The organism is Bradyrhizobium australafricanum (assembly GCF_020329495.1).
Taxonomy (GTDB): domain Bacteria; phylum Pseudomonadota; class Alphaproteobacteria; order Rhizobiales; family Xanthobacteraceae; genus Bradyrhizobium; species Bradyrhizobium australafricanum.
Genome location: NZ_JAGKJL010000099.1, coordinates 1 through 18,767, shown reverse-complemented (window position 1 = coordinate 18,767; position 18,767 = coordinate 1). Strand labels below are relative to the sequence as shown.

18 protein-coding genes are annotated in these 18,767 nt (G+C 64.3%); 3 read left to right on the top strand and 15 right to left on the bottom strand.

Annotated elements, in window-relative coordinates; translation table 11 throughout:
• From J6525_RS43100 to J6525_RS43085, 4 genes are all read right to left on the bottom strand, one after another.
• Positions 1-214: transposase (locus J6525_RS43100; RefSeq protein ID WP_225649207.1), on the bottom strand; the 214-nt coding region annotated here is incomplete at its 3' end.
• A gap of 182 nt (positions 215-396) precedes the next feature.
• The gene (locus tag J6525_RS43095; protein ID WP_225649206.1) at positions 397-1,173 is read right to left on the bottom strand and encodes an enoyl-CoA hydratase/isomerase family protein; all 777 of its coding nucleotides are present in this window, start codon (positions 1,171-1,173) and stop codon (positions 397-399) included.
• 169 nt (positions 1,174-1,342) lie between these two features.
• The gene (locus J6525_RS43090; protein WP_225649205.1) at positions 1,343-3,016 is read right to left on the bottom strand and encodes a mucoidy inhibitor MuiA family protein; all 1,674 of its coding nucleotides are present in this window, start codon (positions 3,014-3,016) and stop codon (positions 1,343-1,345) included.
• Between the two features lie 181 nt (positions 3,017-3,197).
• A complete protein-coding gene (locus J6525_RS43085; RefSeq protein ID WP_225649204.1) occupies positions 3,198-4,631 on the bottom strand; it encodes an MFS transporter in 1,434 nt (477 codons plus the stop codon).
• Between the two features lie 81 nt (positions 4,632-4,712).
• Here J6525_RS43085 and J6525_RS43080 point away from each other — a divergent pair, with 81 nt between their 5' ends.
• Positions 4,713-5,171, top strand: coding sequence for a MarR family winged helix-turn-helix transcriptional regulator (locus J6525_RS43080; protein WP_225161388.1), 459 nt, complete (start codon positions 4,713-4,715; stop codon positions 5,169-5,171).
• 73 nt (positions 5,172-5,244) lie between these two features.
• Here the strand turns inward: J6525_RS43080 and J6525_RS43075 are convergent, their stop codons facing one another.
• The 11 genes from J6525_RS43075 to J6525_RS43025 all read right to left on the bottom strand — a co-directional run bounded on the left by J6525_RS43075 (position 5,245) and on the right by J6525_RS43025 (position 16,798).
• Complete coding sequence (locus tag J6525_RS43075) at positions 5,245-6,417, bottom strand: thiolase family protein (protein WP_057017940.1); 1,173 nt, start codon at positions 6,415-6,417, stop codon at positions 5,245-5,247.
• 260 nt (positions 6,418-6,677) lie between these two features.
• Positions 6,678-8,267, bottom strand: coding sequence for a phosphoglycerate dehydrogenase (serA, locus tag J6525_RS43070; RefSeq protein ID WP_028333510.1), 1,590 nt, complete (start codon positions 8,265-8,267; stop codon positions 6,678-6,680).
• 209 nt (positions 8,268-8,476) lie between these two features.
• The gene (locus tag J6525_RS43065) at positions 8,477-9,649 is read right to left on the bottom strand and encodes a phosphoserine transaminase (protein ID WP_225649203.1); all 1,173 of its coding nucleotides are present in this window, start codon (positions 9,647-9,649) and stop codon (positions 8,477-8,479) included.
• A gap of 78 nt (positions 9,650-9,727) precedes the next feature.
• Positions 9,728-9,940 (bottom strand): hypothetical protein, encoded by a 213-nt coding sequence (locus J6525_RS43060; RefSeq protein WP_028333512.1) that lies wholly within the window; start codon positions 9,938-9,940, stop codon positions 9,728-9,730.
• 168 nt (positions 9,941-10,108) lie between these two features.
• Complete coding sequence (locus tag J6525_RS43055; protein ID WP_225649202.1) at positions 10,109-10,579, bottom strand: GNAT family N-acetyltransferase; 471 nt, start codon at positions 10,577-10,579, stop codon at positions 10,109-10,111.
• 18 nt (positions 10,580-10,597) lie between these two features.
• Positions 10,598-11,188 (bottom strand): glutathione S-transferase family protein, encoded by a 591-nt coding sequence (locus J6525_RS43050; protein WP_225649201.1) that lies wholly within the window; start codon positions 11,186-11,188, stop codon positions 10,598-10,600.
• 81 nt (positions 11,189-11,269) lie between these two features.
• Positions 11,270-12,154, bottom strand: coding sequence for an outer membrane protein (locus J6525_RS43045; protein WP_225161383.1), 885 nt, complete (start codon positions 12,152-12,154; stop codon positions 11,270-11,272).
• Positions 12,155-12,334: 180 nt separating this feature from the next.
• Complete coding sequence (locus J6525_RS43040) at positions 12,335-13,183, bottom strand: outer membrane protein (RefSeq protein ID WP_225649200.1); 849 nt, start codon at positions 13,181-13,183, stop codon at positions 12,335-12,337.
• Between the two features lie 303 nt (positions 13,184-13,486).
• Complete coding sequence (locus J6525_RS43035; protein ID WP_225649199.1) at positions 13,487-14,743, bottom strand: MFS transporter; 1,257 nt, start codon at positions 14,741-14,743, stop codon at positions 13,487-13,489.
• Positions 14,744-15,055: 312 nt separating this feature from the next.
• On the bottom strand, positions 15,056-16,402 hold the full coding sequence (gene glmM, locus J6525_RS43030) for a phosphoglucosamine mutase (protein ID WP_016846677.1): 1,347 nt from the start codon (positions 16,400-16,402) through the stop codon (positions 15,056-15,058).
• Between the two features lie 216 nt (positions 16,403-16,618).
• Positions 16,619-16,798 carry a hypothetical protein gene (locus J6525_RS43025; RefSeq protein ID WP_092085158.1) on the bottom strand — a complete coding sequence of 60 codons (180 nt, stop codon included), beginning with the start codon at positions 16,796-16,798 and terminating at the stop codon, positions 16,619-16,621.
• A gap of 122 nt (positions 16,799-16,920) precedes the next feature.
• Here J6525_RS43025 and J6525_RS43020 point away from each other — a divergent pair, with 122 nt between their 5' ends.
• Together J6525_RS43020 and J6525_RS43015 are read left to right on the top strand one after the other, a co-directional pair.
• Positions 16,921-18,057, top strand: coding sequence for an alpha-hydroxy acid oxidase (locus tag J6525_RS43020; protein ID WP_028340554.1), 1,137 nt, complete (start codon positions 16,921-16,923; stop codon positions 18,055-18,057).
• 493 nt (positions 18,058-18,550) lie between these two features.
• Positions 18,551-18,767 (top strand): transposase (locus J6525_RS43015; RefSeq protein ID WP_225644397.1); only part of this gene is annotated, 217 nt, incomplete at its 3' end.

The following is an 18,767-nucleotide window of genomic DNA, read 5'->3' as shown; positions in this document are numbered from 1 at the left end:
ACTCCTGCGGCAACGCCCGCCACTGGCAGCCGGTCGAAACGATATAGAGGATCGCTTCGATCACACGACGCAGCTCCGTCTTACGCGGCCGGCCGCGCCGGTTCGCTCGCGGCAACAGGCGTCTGATCAGCGCCCACTCCGCATCGGTCATATCGCTTGCATAACGCAGATCGTCCCGCCGATATTGCTCCCGAGTGATCTTGGTCCAGGGCATCGTGCTCTCCCTCGAATCTTTGCAAATCCGATGGAATCACACCCCACTGAGATCACTCACCCATTTTTCAGTCAGGCTCTCAGGGTGACGGTGATACAGCTCAGCGTGCGGCTTGCGTGATCGTCACTCCTTCTTCGTCCGGTAATCCCCGAACGTCGTGTCGCGCTGGTCGAGCTGCGCCTTCACGCTGCCGCCGTCGCGGCGGAAGCCCGCCATGTAGGCCTTGCTGGCCTCGGTCGTGAAGGCCAGCGCCTGGATCTCGGTGCCGGCCCGCATCGCGGCGCGGGCGCCCATGATTTCCATCGCGCGGTGGACGCTGCGCTGTTGAGCTGCTGCAGCTCGATCGGCACCTTGGCCGCGCGCTCGGCGAAATCCAGCGTCTTCGTCTCCAGCGCGGCGAGCGGAAACGATCGGGTCGCATAGCCCCATTCGGCGGCCTCGCGGCCGGACATCGCGTCGCCCGTCAACATCAATTCCATGGCGCGCCGCATGCCGACCAGCCAAGGGTGATACTGCATGTCGGGCGGGCTCATCAGCCGCACCGGCGGATAGCCGATCTGGGCGTCGTCGGCGACATAGACCACGTCGCAAGCGGTCGCGAGCTCGGTGCCGCCGGCGAGGCAATAGCCGTGCACCTGCGCGATCACGGGCTTTGCGAGATCCCAGATCGAGAACCAGCCCTCGACGACATGGCGCGACCATTGGCCGGGCCCGGATGCCGAGTGATAGGGCTGGTCGACGCGATTGTCGGCGGAGAGATCGTAGCCCGCCGAGAAGCAGGGTCCGGCGCCGCGCAGGATCGAGATCGAAATTTCGGGATCGCGGTCGGCCTGCTCCAGCACCTCGAAGATCTCGCCGCGCAGGCGGTTGTTCAGCGCGTTGCGCTTCTCGGGGCGGTTCAGCGTGATGCGGCGGACGCGCGGACGCGGATCATCGACGACGATGTGCTGGTAGCTCATGGATCCTCCCGATCTCAGGCTTTGTTGCCTTTGGCAAAGTGATGCCCGAGATCGGGAGGGTTGTCATCGGCAGATGACGCAGGTCCTCAAAGCGTTTTCAAGCGAAGTGGGTTCCGGTTCGTGTGAAGAAAACGCGTCAAGCAACAACGCTAGAGCCCCGGCACGGGCTCTAGCCCGCCGGCACCATCACGACGCCCTTGTCCTTGGGCCAGCGCATCCGCCAGGCGAAATTGATGTCACGGACTTCGCCGGCCTTGGCCTCGAACGCCCATTCCAGCACGCCGCGCTTGTCGCGCAGATTGGTCGTCGTCGCCGGCGTCGACGACGGCAGCATCTCCACCACGATATCGTCGTTCTCGCTGACCGGGAGCTGATCCTGGACCGCGACCTTGATCGGGAAGTCGTGGCCGTTGCGCACCGTGGTCTTGAAGGCGCGCTCGTCGGTCTTCGACGTGGTCACGATCAGGCCGGCGGAGCCCTCGTTGCGCTTCACCACCGTGCGTTCGATCTTGACCTTGTCGTCGGCGCCGAAGCCGAGCCGCACGGTCTCGTCCTTGGCGGCCGTGGCCATCCGGCTGCGGCCGACAAAGATACCGTCGCGGTAGATCGAGATTTGCCCCGGCAGCAACGGCGAATCGTCGGCCTGCACGAAGCTCGCTTCCAGGAACGCGGTCGGGTCGATCACCGGAACGGCGCGAACCGCGAGGTCGGGGGTGATTGTCGCCGTCGAGATGCGCAGGCTCTTCGCGCCCTCATTGGCGGCAACGCTGACGCGGCCGGGAATCTTGAAGGTGGCCTGGAAGGCGCCGACCTCGGCGGTGGCTTCCAGTTCGTCCATGCGTCCCCCACCAAAGCGGAATTGCTGAACCGCGTCGGCGGCCGGCGCGGGTGCCAGCGCCTCGCGCGCCCGCATGCTGGCCTCTCCCGAAAGCTTCGCCAGCGGTCGCGGCGGCTGCGGATATTGCACGATCAGCGAGCGGAGGTCGGGCGCATTGCCGCCGCGCGCGACCCGCACGGTGGAGACGACGAGCGCCACGTTCGACCAGTCCTCGCCGGTCGACTGGGTGATCTCGGCACGACGGACCAGTTCGATCGCGGGCTTGCGGTCTTTGGCGCCGGTGTCGAGCCGGGCGTCATAGAGCGCCGTCCAGCGGGCGTTGGGAACCGCATAGGTGACCCGCAAGGTCACCTGGGTCGCCGCTTGCGAGGCGACGTCGATCCGCACCTCGACCTTGCTCGGCGGCTTGCTCGTGCGATCGGCTGCGAGCTGCGCAAGGTCGCGGTCGATCGCGCGGATCTTGCGCTCGGCGTCACGGATCGCGCTGTCGGCGGTTGCGACCTCGTCGGCCACCGCCGAGAACGCCGCGCGCCACTCGCTGAGCGGACGCGCCTCGCCCTTTTCGCCGAGGCCCGCGGGTGACGCCTCGGCAAACCGCTCGGCAAATTTGCGCCGCGCCTCGGCCGCGCTGATCAGTCCCTGCAAATCGGCGCGCTGATCGTCAAGCGCCTCGATGCGCTTTTCGATCTCGGAGAGATTTTGTGGCAGCAGCGGCCCCGGCAGCTTGGTGTCGATCGCGCCTATCGTGAGCTTCGCTCCGCCCTCGCCTTCGACCCGCAGCGAGGACGGATCGAGCCCGATCGGGAAATCCCTGGCGATGAGGATGTTGTCGCCGGCAGGCAGATCCAGCGTGATGACGCGGGTGACGCTCGCGCCATCGGGATAGACGGTCACGGCATCGACCTGCGAGGCCGCATCGAGATTGGCCGCTTGCAGCGGCCCGGCAACCAGCGCACCCGCCAGCACCAGGCTGGTGGTCACAAGATAATTCGCAATCCTACACATGACATCCCTCCGGAAAAAAACGCCGCATCGCGCGCGAGACGAACGGTGCGCCGGGCTCGACTGCGCGCCGTTTCTCGTGGTGAGACGCAGCGAGGAAGGGACTGGTTCGATTGAGGTTTCCCTGCGGCGCGACGATGGCGCCGCCGCGGCTGCCGCATGGCGCGGCGATGTCTTTCGGACTTTAGCGCTCTGCCTTGCGCCGGATGAACAGATAATTGGGCACAAAGCCGGCCAGGGTGATCGCGATCATGATCCACCAGCCGCGCTGAAACGCCGCGATCCGCTCCGACATCGAGACCGGCGTTGCAAGGATCGCGACAAAGATCGCGACGCCGATCGCCAGCGCCGCCTGCCGGATCATGTTGATGACGCCGGAGCCGGTGGCAAACGACGACGGCGGCAGCGCGCCGGCGCCGACGCCCATCAGGGTCGGAAAGGTCAGCCCGACGCCGATACCGATCAGCATCACGCCCGCGACGACGGCAGGCGCATTGGGTTCGGCCCCAAGCAGCGTCGCCCAGATCGCGAGGCCGGCCGCGAACAGCAGGATTCCGGCGGAGACGACGGCCGCGGCGCCAAACCGCGCAATCAGCCGGCCGGCAAACAACAGCGATGTGATCGGCACCATCAGCGGACCGGGAGCGATCGCAAGGCCGGTCTTCAACGCCGACCAGCCCCATACCGTCTGCTCCCACAAGGCGCAGGACAGCAGCATGGCGCCGAAGGCCGCCGAGTAAGGGGCCATCACCAGCGACGCGCCGGTGAACGGCCTGACCGCGAACAGTGCGGGATCGACAAAGGGATTCTTCGATTTGAGGCAATGCCGCGCGAAGGCTGCGAGCGAGACGATCGCGACGGCAAAGCCGAGCACGACGCCGCGCGAACTCCATCCCCAATCGTTCGCCTTCACGATCGCGAATGTCAGCGCACCGATACCGGAGGTCACCAGCAGCGCCGCCCATGAACTCGGACGCGGTACGTCGTGACCGGGCACTTCGGGCAATTTCAGCCAGCCGACGATCAGCGCGACGACGCCGATCGGTACATTGACGATGAAGATCCAGCGCCAGTCGAAGGTGACCAGCACGCCTCCCGCGAGCGGGCCCAGTGCGGCGGCAAGGCCGCCGATCGCCGTCCAGGTGCGCACCGCCCCGGCGCGCTGCTCGGGCGGAAACGACGCCAGCAGCAGGCCGATCGAGGTCGGCGTCATCAATGCCGCACCGGCAGCCTGCGCCACGCGGGAGACGACCAGGAACTCGACACTGGACGCCAGCGCACATGCGGCTGACGCGGCCGTGAACAGCGCGACGCCGAGCAGGAAGCTGAGATTGCGGCTGTGGCGTTCGGCGAGCCGGCCGAAGAACACCAGCAACGCCGCGTAGGCAATGGCGTAGGCATTGAGGATCCAGGACAAATCCTCAAGCGAGACGCCGCGAAATTCCTGCGCGATGTTTGGCAGCCCGACATTGACGATGAACAAATCGAGATTGGCGAGGCAAATTCCGACCGACACGATCGCAAGCACCTGGCGCGGGGTTGCGGTGGCGACGCCGGACCGCGGCTGCGCATCAGGTTCGACGACCAGATCGATGGTCTCCGCCTCTACCTCCGACATCACACCCTCCGAAATACGTGCATATGCATCTATTGCCATTAGGTGCATATGCATGTAACTGTCAAGTCCTCGGAGGCAGCGATGGCGAAAACGGAACCCAGCCGGTGTAATCTCACGGCGTTGCGCAAGGCGACGCGGCGGGTGTCGCAGCTTTACGATCAGGTCCTTGCGACATCCGGCCTGCGCGGCACGCAACGGGCGATTCTGGTCTATGTCAGGCGATCGGGCGCGCCGACGATGGGCGAGCTTGCCGCAGCCCTGGTGCTCGACCGCACCGCGCTCAACCACAACCTCAAGCCGCTCGAGCGCGACGGTCTGTTGACCATCACCGTCGACAAGAACGACCGGCGCAGCCGGCTGGTGCGGCTCACCAAGCGCGGCGAAGCCAGGCTCGAGGAATCACAGGCCGCATGGCTCAAGGCGCAGGAGCGCTTCGAGACCGCCTTCGGCGCAAGGCAGGCCGCCGATCTCCGGCAGACGCTCGAACTGATTGCCTCGCTCGAGTTCGACGAGCGCGCGCTTACCTCACCGGCGAGCTAGCCGGCTCCAAATGAAAAGCGGCCCGGCGTTGCCGCCGGGCCGCTCGTTCGCACACGATCAGGGTCGATCGCGCTTAGCTGTAGATCTCGAACAGGCCGGCGCCGCCCTGGCCGCCGCCGATGCACATGGTCACGACGCCCCACTTGGCCTTGCGGCGACGGCCTTCCTGCAGCAGGTGGCCGGTGAGCCGGGCGCCGGTCATGCCGAAGGGATGGCCGATCGCGATCGAACCGCCATTGACGTTGTACTTCTCGGGATCGATGCCGAGCTGGTCGCGCGAATAGAGGCACTGGCTGGCGAACGCCTCGTTGAGCTCCCAGAGATCGATGTCGTCGACCTTCAGGCCGTGGCGCTTGAGCAGCTTCGGCACCGCAAACACCGGACCGATGCCCATCTCGTCGGGCTCGCAGCCGGCCGAGGCCCAGGCCACGAAGCGGCCGAGCGGGTTGAGGCCGCGCTTCTCGGCGTCCTTGGCTTCCATCAGCACCACGGCGGCGGCGCCGTCGGAGAGCTGGCTGGCATTGCCGGCGGTGATGAACTTGCCCGGGCCTTTGACCGGCTCGAGCTTGGCGAGGCCCTCCAGCGTGGTCTCGGGACGATTGCACTCGTCGCGATCGACCACGTAGTCGACGATCGACTCGGCCTTGGTCGCCTTGTCGACCACCTTCATCTTGGTCTTCATCGGGACGATTTCGTCCTTGAACTTGTTGGCCTGCTGCGCGGCGGCCATGCGGCGCTGCGACTCCAGCGAATACTCGTCCTGGTATTCGCGGCTGAGCTTGTAGCGCTCGGCCACGATGTCGGCGGTATCGATCATCGCCATGAAGATGTCGGGCGCGGTCTTGAGCAGCTCGGGATCGATCGATTCCTTCGGCGAGCCGCCGCCGGGAATCGAGATGCTCTCGACGCCGCCGGCGACGATGCAATCGGAGCCGTCGGAACGGATCGAGTTGGCGGCCATCGCGATGGTCTGCAGGCCCGACGAGCAGAAGCGGTTCACGGAGACGCCCGCGGTCGACTTCGGCAGGCCGGCGAGCAGCGCCGCCTGGCGGCCGATGTTCGGCGCGCCATGCGCGCAATTGCCGAGATAGCAATCCTCGACATATTCCTTGTCGACGCCGGCGCGGTCGACCGCGTGCTTGATGGCGTGCGCGGCGAGCGACATCGGCGGGGTGATGTTGAATCCGCCACGGCCGGACTTTGCCAGGCCGGTGCGCGCGTAGGAAACGATTACGGCTTCACGCATTGTTTTCTCCCTCTGAGATGACGGTCATTGTGGCGCGTCGTGGCCCGTTCGTACACATTTTTCGGCAGGCGCAACAGCAATACCGGACGCCCCGGAACGACAAACGCCGCCTCCGGGACCGGAGACGGCGTCATGTTCCGCAGATCGGAATATGGACTGCTTGAGCGGTATCTTCCCTCCGTCATGCCGGGCGTTCCGGGCGATGACGAGGACCGCTCAAACAGCGTTTGAAACGCCAGCGCCTTTAAAACGTCAGTGCCTCAGAACGTCAGTGCCTTGGCCTGCTTCACCTGCGGCAGCGTCTGTACCTTGGCGAGCAGCTCCGCCGGCACCGCGCCGTCGACCTCGACCAGCGCAATGGCGTCGCCGCCTTGCTTGACGCGGCCGAGATGGAAGGTCGCGATATTGATTTTCGCATCACCCAAGAGGCTCGCGAACGCGCCGATGAAGCCCGGCTTGTCCTCGTTGGTCACGTAGATCATCGACTTGCCGAACTCGGCGTCGACGCGGATGCCCTTGATGTCGACGAGACGCGGCTTGCCGTCGGCGTAAACGGTGCCGGAGACAGAACGCTCCTGGCGTTCGGTGGTGACGGTGACCGTGATCAGGCTTTCATAGTCGCTCTGCGCAGCGCGGACGACCTCGTCCACCACCATGCCGCGCTCCTTGGCGACGACCGGCGCCGAGACCACGTTGACCTCGCCCAGCATGGGCCGCAGCAGGCCCGACAGCACCGCCGAGGTGATCGCCTTGATCTTCATCTCGGCGACGTGGCCCTCATAGGTGATCTCAGTCTTGAGGATGCCGCTCTCGGTGAGCTGGCCGGCGAACGAGCCGAGCTTCTCGGCAAGCTCGATGAACGGCTTCAGCTTCGGCGCCTCTTCCGCGGTGATCGAGGGGAAGTTGACCGCGTTCGAGATCGCGCCAGACAGCAGATAGTCCGACATCTGCTCGGCGACCTGCAGCGCGACGTTTTCCTGCGCCTCGGTGGTGGAGGCGCCGAGATGCGGGGTGCAGATCACGTTGGGATGGCCGAACAGCACGTTCGACGTCGCCGGCTCCTCGACGAACACGTCGAAGGCGGCGCCCGCGACATGCTTGGAATTCAGCGCGTCGACCAGCGCCTGCTCGTCGACCAGGCCGCCACGCGCGCAGTTGATGATGCGCACGCCCTTCTTCATCTTGGCGATCGCGGCCGCATCGATCACATTGCGGGTCTTCTCGGTCAGCGGCGTGTGCAGCGTGATGAAATCGGCGCGCTTCAAGAGATCGTCTAGCTCGACCTTCTCGACGCCGATGTCCTTGGCGCGCTCCGGCGACAGGAACGGATCGAACGCGATCACCTTCATGCGCAGGCCGAGCGCGCGGTCGGCGACGATCGTGCCGATATTGCCGCAGCCGATCACGCCGAGCGTCTTGGCGGTGATCTCGACGCCCATGAAGCGGTTCTTCTCCCACTTGCCGGCCTGGGTCGAGGCGTCGGCCTGCGGGATCTCGCGCGCCAGCGCCAGCATCAGGGTGATGGCGTGCTCGGCGGTCGTGATCGAATTGCCGAACGGCGTATTCATCACGATGATGCCCTTGGCGGTCGCGGCCGGGATCTCGACATTGTCGACGCCGATGCCGGCGCGGCCGATCACCTTGAGCCTGGTCGCCTTCTCGATGAGCTTGGCGGTCGCCTTGGTGGCCGAGCGGATCGCGAGGCCGTCATAATTGCCGATGATCTCGGCGAGCTTTTCCTTGTCCTTGCCGAGGTTGGGCTGGAAGTCGACCTCGACGCCGCGATCCTTGAAGATCTGCACGGCGGCGGGAGACAGCGCGTCGGAAATCAGAACTTTGGGTTTTGTCATCTTGATTGTTCCTTTGCCCTGCCGCGGGCGGGTCTCCTGGACCGATCTGGTGAAGTCTCTGATCACTTCTCCCTCTCCCCGCTCTTGCGGGGAGAGGGTTGGGGTGAGGGCAGCCACGAGCGAGGAACAAGCCGAAAGGGCCCCTCACCCGGATCGCTGCGCGATCCGACCTCTCCCCGTAAGAACGGGAAGAGGTGACAAGAGAAAACTTATGCCGCCTTGGGCAACGCTGCCTTGGTCTCGGCAAACGCCCAGTCGATCCACTGCGTCAGCAGCTCGACATCCTTGGCGTCGACGGTGGCGCCGCACCAGATCCGCAGACCCGCCGGCGCATCGCGGTAATACGCGAAGTCGAAGCCGGCGTTCTCCTTCTCCACCAGCGCGACCAGCTTCTTGCAGAAGTCGGCCTGTGCGTCTGATGGAAGCGAGGTGATCGCGGGATCGGTGAACTTGAGGCACACCGAGGTGTTGGAACGGATCGCGGGATCCTTGGCCAGGAAGTCGATCCAGGACGTCTTCGCCTTCCAGTCGGCGAGCGCCTTGGTGTTGGCATCGGCGCGGGCGATCAGCGCCTTCAGGCCGCCGATCGACTTCGCCCAGTTCAACGCATCGAGATAGTCCTCGACGCAAAGCATCGAAGGCGTGTTGATGGTCTCGCCCTCGAAGATGCCCTGGTTGAGCTTGCCGCCCTTGGTGAGGCGGAAGATCTTCGGCAGCGGCCAGGCCGGCTTGTAGGTCTCGAGCCGTTCCACCGCGCGCGGTGACAGGATCAGCATCCCGTGCGCGGCTTCACCGCCGAGCGCCTTCTGCCAGGAGAAGGTGACGACATCGAGCTTGGCGAAATCGAGCGGTTGCGCGAAGGCGGCCGAGGTCGCGTCGCAAATCGTCAGGCCTTCGCGATCCGCGCTGATCCAGTCAGCGTTCGGAACGCGCACACCCGAGGTGGTGCCGTTCCAGGTGAAGACGATATCCGACTTCGGATCGACCTTGGAGAGATCGGGGATTTCACCATAAGCCGCGTTGAGCTTGGTGACATCCTTCAGCTTCAATTCCTTGACGATATCGCTGACCCAGCCCTCGCCGAAGGATTCCCAGGCAAGCGTGGTGACGGGCCGCGCGCCGAGCAGCGACCACAGCGCCATCTCGACCGCGCCGGTGTCCGACGCCGGCACGATGCCGATCTTGTAATCGGCGGGCACCTCAAGCACCTCGCGCGTCAGGTCGATCGCGAGCTTGAGCTTGGCCTTGCCGACTTTCGCGCGATGCGAGCGGCCGAGGGCGGCGTCCTTGAGATTGTTGGGGTTCCAGCCGGGGCGCTTGGCACAGGGGCCGGAGGAAAAATGCGGCACTTCAGGCCGCGAAGCGGGCTTCGCTGCAGTCATAATCTACCCTTCCAGATAGCTGCCTCTCGGTGGGGAGAGGTTTCCCGCGGTCGGAAATAGTGGAAAGGTACCCAAACGTCAAGAAAGTTCGGACTCGTCTGGAACAATCCGGGCATCACGGCTGATTGATGGGGCGTCCTCGACCTGCTGGACCGTCTCCTGATCGAGCAAATCTGCCGCCAGAGTCATGATCTTAACTGCCCTGCGCCGGCTCGATACTTTCAGAATGCGCTTCTCGCCGGCCTGCACGATGTATTCGTTGCCGACCCGCACGATCGAATAATCCGACATTCCAATCCCCAGTTGCCCGCCGCCCCGTGGGAGACGTCCGACATACCGGACTCGTTCCGGTCCGTAAAATCACGGAGACCGGCTTAGTTTATTGGCTGTTAACCGGATCGCAGACTATCCGCTGCTGCAGGTATTGGCGGGTAGATGGCACAACTTATTGCATGCGATTCAAAAGCGAATCGTCATCCCGACATGGCTGCGCGCGAACCCGAGCCGTTCATAGAAGCGCTGCGCATCGACCCGCGTCTGATGCGTCAGCAGCTCGACGAGCATGCAACCTCTCGCGCGCGCCTCCGTGACCGCCCACTGCACGAGCTTCTCGCCGATGCCGCGGCTGCGGCAATGCTTTGCGACGCGAACGTCCTCGAGCAGGCCGCGCGAGCCGCCCTGCGAGCTGATGCCCGGCAGAACCGCAAGCTGCAGACAGCCGACGACGACGCCCTCTCCATCGACGGCGACGACGAGCTGCAAATTGGGATCGCGCTCGACCCGCGCGAAGGCCTCGTAATAGCTTTGCAGTAGCGGATCCTCGATCCGCTCGCGCGCACTGCCGAGCGGATCGTCCGCAAGCATGCCGACGATGGCGGCGACGTCTTCTCGGCGGGCACGGCGGATCATGATGGATGAAGCTTCAGTCATGGCGGCATTCACCTGAGGTCAGCGGACCGGCGGCAGCGCGAGCACGCGCTCGGCGTCGGCGATCCAGCGACGGATCACGGGATAGCGCGCGAGTTCGAGGCCGCCATCCTCCGCGACACGGGTATAGGCGAGCAGCGAGACATCGGCGAGCGAGAACGCGTCTCCGACCAAAAATTGCGTGCCCGCCAGATGCCGCTCCAGATGATCGAGCGCGACATAGCCGCGCTTGATGAGGTTCGGATCGATCTCCGAGACGGCCTTGCCGAGATACACGGCCTGAAAGCGGCAGACGGCCACATAAGGCTCATGGCTGTTCTGCTCCCAGAACATCCAGGCATCCATCTGCGCCGCGCGATAGGGATCGCTCGGGATCAGGTCGCTGCCGCGCGCGAGATAGCGGACGATGGCGTTGGATTGCGCCAGCGTGCGGCCGTCATCCAGCTCCACCGTCGGCACCTGGCCCCAGCCGTTTCGCTTGAGGAATTCCGCGGTCCGGCTGCCGCCCTTCATGGTGTCGATCTCGACCCATGTGTACGGCAGCGCCAGCCTGTCGCACACCCATTTCACCTTCAGGCAGTTGCCTGAATTGGCGTCGCCGTAGATTTTCATGTGATCGCGCTCCGACCGTGTGGCGACAGAGCAGCAGTCGCTCCCCGGTCTGTCAACCGTCGCCGGCTACGGCAGCGGCGATCAGAACTTGTAGCCGGCGCCGACCCGGAAGCTATTCATGTCGACGGCGATATTCTTGACCGCAGCGAAGCGCACATATTCCCACTCGCCGCGGAGAAACAACCCGCCGACCACGCAATATTCAAGCCCGAGGCCCGCGGTCCAACCGACCGCATAGTTGTTCACCCGCTGCTCCGTCTGGGCGGCGCTGCCTGAGCCCAGGTAGTCGTTATGCTGAATTGTAACGGTGTTGTTGCCGACCGTCTGGGTCTCGGCCCAGGCATCGTACTTGTCAAACGACACCGTCGCCGAACGCGACACGGACATGCGTCCCACCGCAACACCGCCGAACATGTAAGGCAGGAAGTTGCCTGCCGCCCATCCGGCGCGTCCACGGAAGGTCGTGACGTCCTTGACCTGCAAGGCGGCGCTCCCCGACAACGTGGTGTTGTAGGTGTAGGTGTGCCCGCTCGGAGGAGTCTCGCCCTTGGGATTCACGATCTGCCGCGTCATCGAGTCGCCCGCCGAACTTTCGAGGCCGTTCAGGTAATTGTAGTTGGCCTCGACGCCGAGCACGACGTCGTCCCATTGCCAGTTGCGGCCGACGAACGCGCCGAACCCGTTGCTCTGCGCATGGTTCTTCGGCAGCAGGGCCCAACCTGAAACCGGGTCGGCCAGAACGCTCTCGCGCAACATGAAGGAGGTCATCGCGCTTGGCGCGTGGCTGAAATCGATGTCGCCGGAGGTATAGCCGATCTGGCCGCCGACATACCATCCTTCCCAGTTCCCGCTCCTGCTCGGTGCATCGACATAGGAGCCGCGCAGGATCGGAAAGTCCGGCAGGTCGGCAGCCTGCGCGCCGGTCACCGTTCCAATCATCATCGCCGCCAGCACCAACCTACGCATTGCAACGCTCCATCCACCGCACCGATTTCGCGTTGATCATCGCCTGTTAACCTTAACCAATCGTTGTCGCCGCCCGTTTTCGAGCACGCAAGTTGCAGAAGTTGACGACATGACGCGGCAAAGAAAAACGGCGCGGGATGGTCCCGCGCCGTTGCAATCGTTAACCGTGAAGGCCCGAAATTAACCCTTGCGGATCAGCGGCGGCGGAGGCGGCGGCGCCACGTCGCAGCACGGCAAGTTGAAGCGCACGCCAAGCTTCACGTCCTGCGAGGTGATGTCGCGGTACTGGAAGCTCGAGGGACCGGCCGGCGTGCCGTCGAAGAAGTGACCTTGGCCGTGGGCGGCAGTGCCCATGTCGAGGTAGCGATAGGCCAGTTCAACCGTGAAGTTGTTGGTGACCTTGTAGGCGACACCGGCATGCAGCGCCCAGGCGAAGTTGGTCTTGGTGGCGCCATCGGCGATGAAGGAGCTGGTGAGGCCCGACCCGCTCGGGAACGTCGCGACGTCGGAGAAGGCCGAGGTCTTGATCGTCGCGGCACCGACACCGGCACCGATGAACGGGGTCAAACAGCCCCAGGTGCCGAGATCAGCGTAGACGTTGACGAGGCCAACCCAGCTCTGGATGCCGCCATGATAGGCGTCGCTCAGCGGGCTGGGCCCGGGGAACGTGAAGAAATCGGTGCCGTTGAAGCTCACCTTCGAGCGATACTCACCGGTGATGTCGGCGCGGAACCAGCTGTTGAACTGATAGCCGACGCCGATGCCGTAGAGCACGCCGCCGTCGAAGCCGTGGCCATACTGGTTGAAGGCGGTGCCGGCCGGCAGTGTGTCGTAGGCGTTGACGTGCAGCTTGGCCTGGGTGTTGGTCATGCCGATGTCGCCGCGCAGATACCAGCCGCCGAAATCCTGGACCGGCGGAGGAGCATACGCCATCGGAGGTGGCGGCATGATCGGCATGTCGGCGGCGAACGCCGCCGAGGACAACAGAGATGCCGCACCGGCGGCAATCAGGGTCTTTACGCTACGCATTGGCTTCGTCCTTTTGGGCCAAGTGAGGCGACACGAAAGCCCCACGTCTGAAACTCACGGCCCGGACGATGGCAGGAAATGTTTAAGCGGCACTTAACCCTAATTTTTAAGGTTGATTTTCTCTCACCTTTCTCTGCGGCTGTCGCTTATGGGTCCATTAAAATGGCGCAGGAGGGCGGCGAAACATCGCGATCCCGCCACAAGTGCTAATGAAGCGTTGACGCATACGCGCCGTTCGCAGGGCACGCGGGCCGCGTGTGTTAGCGAATGCTTAACGCGGGCATCGCGTCTGCGGCCGGGCGTTCAGCGCACGGCCTTCGGCATCTTCGGCAGGAACACCGCGAGCAGGCCGATCGCCGGCAGGAAGGCGCACAGCTGATAGACGAAGGCGATCGAGGTGTGGTCGGCGAGCTTGCCGAGCACGGCGGCGCCGAGACCGCCGATCCCGAAGGCGACGCCGAAGAACACGCCGGAGATCATGCCGAAGCGATGCGGCATCAATTCCTGCGCGAACACGATGATCGCCGACGTCGCCGACGAGATGATCAAACCGATCACCACCGTCAGCACGGCGCTGGCGAACAGGCCGGCATAGGGCAGCGCCAGCGTGAACGGCAGCGCGCCGAGGATCGAGAACCAGATCACGTATTTGCGGCCGAAGCGGTCGCCGAGCGGCCCGCCGATGAACGCGCCCGCGGCATTGGCGGCAAGGAAGACGAACAGATAGAGCTGCGCCGCCTGCGTCGAGACGCCGAACCGGTCGATCAGATAGAAGATGTAATAGCTCGACAGGCTCGAGACATAGAGCTGCTTGGAGAACAGCAGCGCGACCAGCACGATGAGCGCGATCTTCACGCGCCGCTGATCCGGATGGTCGGGATGCCGCGCGATGGCGGCCGTCTTCTTGCCCGATATCTGCGGCTTGTACCAGACGCCGATGCGCCAGAGGATCACGATGGCAAGGAACGCGATCGAGGAGAACCAGGCGATCGAGGGCTGACCGAACGGCACCACGATCAGTGCTGCGAGCACCGGTCCCATCGAGGTGCCGAAACTGCCGCCGAGCTGGAACACCGATTGCGCGAAGCCGTAACGTCCGCCCGACGCCAGCCGCGCGATGCGCGACGATTCCGGGTGGAACACCGCGGAGCCAAGGCCGACCAGCGAAGCCGCGATCAGGATGACCCCATAGGTGTGCGCAACGCTGAGCAGCAGCAGCCCGAAGAAGGTGAAGCCCATGCCGATCGCAAGCGAGAACGGCTGCGCCTTCTTGTCGGTGAAATGTCCGACCAGCGGCTGCAGCAGCGACGCCGTGAACTGGAACGCCAGCGTGATCATGCCGATCTGCGCGAAGTCGAGCGCGTAATTGTCCTTCAGGATCGGATAGACCGAAGCGATCAGCGACTGCATCGTGTCGTTGAGGAAGTGCGAGAAGCTGATGCCGGCAAGCACGACATAGGCCGGTCCCGCCATGGCCGCTTTCGCGGCCTGCACAGCCATCAACTCCGGCACCAGCACCGGCTCGCCCAGTGCCTCTTCGCTCACGACGGGCTTGTTCAATGCAGCATTCCCAGACGGATTCGCAGAAAATACCTCCGTGTCGTACGACGCGGAGGTGAGGCAAACCAGTTGCGTTAGCCGATGGCAGCGATGCGCTGTGGGGTCAGCCGGCGGCCAAACTCTATCCCCGTCACCCTGAGGAGCGCCAACGGGTCCGCGCAAAGCGCGGCCCGATGACAGGCTCCGCGCGTCTCGAAGGGTCGACGGCCCGGCGCTCGCCACATTGCGATAACGGCCGTGCATCCTTCGAGACGCGCGCAAGGGCGCGCTCCTCAGGATGACGGATCACGAGCTGACGAGGCCGGACGGAGCTTAAGCCGCGGCGGCGTGGCCGAGCGCGCTGACGATGTTGTCGACGACCTCTTCCACCAGGATGCGATCGTCGCCCTCGCCCATCACGCGGATCACCGGCTCGGTGCCGGAAGGACGGATCAAGAGACGGCCATGGCCGTTGAGGCGCTTCTCGCCGTCGGTGATCGCGGATTTGACCTCGGCGTCGTCGAGCGGCTTGCCGCTGCGATAGCGCACGTTCTTCAGGATTTGCGGCAACGGGTCGAAACGCCGGCAGATCTCCGACACCGGGCGGCGCAGCTTCTGCACCACGGCCAGCACCTGCAGTGCCGCGACGAAACCGTCGCCGGTCGTCGAATAGTCCGACATGATGATATGGCCCGACGGCTCGCCGCCGAGATTGTAGCCGCCGCTCAGCATCTGCTCGAGCACATAGCGGTCGCCGACCGGCGTGCGGACCATCTGCAGCCCGAGACCCTGCAGGAAGCGCTCCAGCCCGAGATTGGACATCACGGTCGTGACGATGCCGGGCTTGGCGAGGCGCCCCTCCTCCTTCCAGCTCTGCGCGATCACCGCGAGCAGCTGGTCGCCGTCAACGATGTGGCCGCGCTCGTCGACCAGGATGACGCGATCGGCATCGCCGTCGAGCGCGATGCCGATGTCGGCGCGCATCTCGCGCACCTTCCGCGACAGCGCTTCCGGCGAGGTGGAGCCGCATTCCTTGTTGATGTTGAAGCCGTCGGGTTCGACCCCGATCGGCACCACGTCGGCGCCGAGCTCCCACAGCGCTTCCGGCACCACCTTGTAGGCGGCGCCATTGGCGCAATCGACCACGACGCGCAGGCCGTCGAGCGAGAGATCGCGCGGCAGCGTGCGCTTGGCGAATTCGATGTAGCGGTCATGGACGCCGTCGATGCGGCGGGCGCGGCCGAGGCTTGCGCTCTGCGCCAGGCGGCGGTCGAGCGATTCGTCGAGCAGCTGCTCGATCTGCTTCTCGACATCGTCCGACAGCTTGAAGCCCTGCGGGCCGAACAGCTTGATGCCGTTGTCTTCGAAAAGATTATGCGACGCCGAGATCATGACGCCGAGATCGGCGCGCATCGACTTGGTGAGCATCGCGATCGCCGGGGTCGGCATCGGGCCGACCAGCAGCACGTCCATACCGACCGAGGTGAAGCCCGCGACCATCGCGTATTCGATCATGTAGCCGGACAGCCGCGTGTCCTTGCCGATCACGACGCGATGGCGATGATCGCCACGCTGAAACACCAACCCTGCGGCCTGCCCCACTTTGAGCGCGAGCTCCGGCGTGATCAGCCCATTGGCGCGGCCCCGAATTCCATCGGTCCCGAAATATTTGCGGCTCATGTAACCCCCAACACGGACCTCTCGAACCACCCGGCGAGAGAGTCCTGAACGCCTACCAGTCTAGCGTGCATCGGCCTTATAGACTGCCAGGCGCTAAAAGGACTTCAAAAAATATGATGAATCATTACCGGGGCTAAACCCCGTGCTTCGACATTAAGGCACTGAAAGATATAACATTATTACTCTTTCGGCAACCTGGGTGACGAACGTCGTCCCCTACCCTTTGCCGTTGCGCTTGACGTGCTGGTCGCCCTTGCTGGGGGCCGGCTGGGTGACATTGACGGGGTCGGAACCGGGAAACGTCTCCTCCAGCCCCTCCTCCAGGGCCTCGTCGAGCCGGCGCTTCTCGGCGTTCTCGTCTGCTTTTGCTTTCGGTTTGGAGCCTGATTGGGTCATCGCGCTCTCCCATCCGTCTTCGATTTGGCAGCTCCCCCATCCATGCTAGATGACGGCAAGAGCGAACACCTGCAAGGCGCCTCCGTAGAACTTGCGACACAGAAGAAGGGCCGGGACCGTCCATGAAGCACATTACCTGCATCGAAGATCTGCGCCAGTTGCACAAGCGCCGGGTGCCGAAGGCGTTTTTCGATTATGCGGACCGCGGCTCCTACACCGAGGACACGCTGCGCGCGAATTCGGAAGATCTGCAGCAGATCAAGTTCCGCCAGCGCATCCTGGTCGATGTGTCCAAGCGCACCCTGGCGACCACGATCCTCGGCGAGCCGGCGGCGATGCCGCTGATCCTGGCGCCGGTCGGCCTGCTCGGCATGCAGCATGGCGACGGCGAGATCTATGCCTGTCGTGCCGCGCAGGCGGCCGGCATTCCCTTCACCCAGAGCACGATGTCGATCTGCTCGATCGAGGACATCGCGGCCGCCGTCGACAAGCCGTTCTGGTTCCAGCTCTACGTCATGAAGGACCGCGGCTTCATCAAGTCGCTGATCGAGCGCGCGATCGCCGCGAAATGCTCGGCGCTGGTGTTGACCGTCGACCTGCAGGTGATCGGCCAGCGCCACCAGGACATCAAGAACGGCATGACGGTGCCGCCGGAATGGTCGCTGTCGAAGCTGATCGACTTCGCGACCAAGCCCGCCTGGGTGTCCGGCGTGCTGCAAGGCAAGCGCCGAACCTTCGGCAACATTGCCGGCCACGTCAAAGGCACCGAGGATCTGACGAAACTGTCGGAATGGACCGCCTCGCAGTTCGACACCTCGCTGAGCTGGAAGGACATCGACTGGATCCGCAGCATCTGGCCGGGCAAGCTGATCCTCAAGGGGATTCTCGACGTCGAGGACGCCGAGCTTGCCGCCAAGACCGGCGCGCAGGCGATCGTGGTCTCCAACCATGGCGGCCGCCAGCTCGACGGCGCGCCGTCCTCGATCGAGGTGCTGCCGGAGATCGTCGACGAGGTCGGCTCGAAGCTCGAGATCATGTTCGACGGTGGTATTCGCACCGGCATGGACGTGATGCGGGCGCTGGCGCTCGGCGCGAAGTCCTGCATGATCGGCCGCGCCTATGCCTATGGCCTCGGCGCCGGCGGCCAGGAAGGCGTCGCCAAGGCGATCGACATCCTGGGCAAGGAGCTCACCACCACGATGGGGCTGTGCGGCGTCAACACCATCGCCGAGATCGACGATCACGTGCTGGCGGTTTAGCCGCCGGCGCTATTATCGTAGCCCGGATGAAGCGAAGCGTAATCCGGGTCTTTCCTCGTGGATAGATTGGGCCCGGATTGCGCTGCGCTCCATCCGGGCTACGCAATCTTCGTCGTCCCGGGCAAGCGAAGCGCGACCCGGGACCCATAACCACCGATGGCCATCGTTTCGCAGGGCTGCGGCGACAGCGCGCTTCAACAACTCAACCCTGTGGTTATGGGTCCCTGCTTTCGCACTAGCGTATATACATATCCTCCGCAGTCTTTCCAGAGTCTTCTCAAAGAGTTGGCCGAAAACCGCAGAGAACTTACTCATCTGCACTAGGGTTGCGCCCGCCGATTTCGGCTCTCGCCTAGTAGCTAACCCCTTGATGATGAGTCGGTTTTCTAGCCTCGAAGAGATGTGTAAATGCCCTAGGACCGATCGACATTCAGGATTCCCAAGCGGTTTGATCGCTGATTCATAGAGTTCCGTGATTCGAGACACGGAGCAGATGGTGGCGGCGAAACGATATGAGCTGACGGAGGCGCAATGGGCGAGGATTGCGCCACTGCTGCCGGGGAAAGCTGGCGACCCGGGACGTACGGCTGCGGACAATCGACTGTTCGTCAACGGATGTTTGTGGGTTTTGCGATCGGGCGCACACTGGAGCGACCTGCCGGAACGGTACGGCAAGTGGAAAACGGTGCATCAGCGCTTCAGCCGCTGGT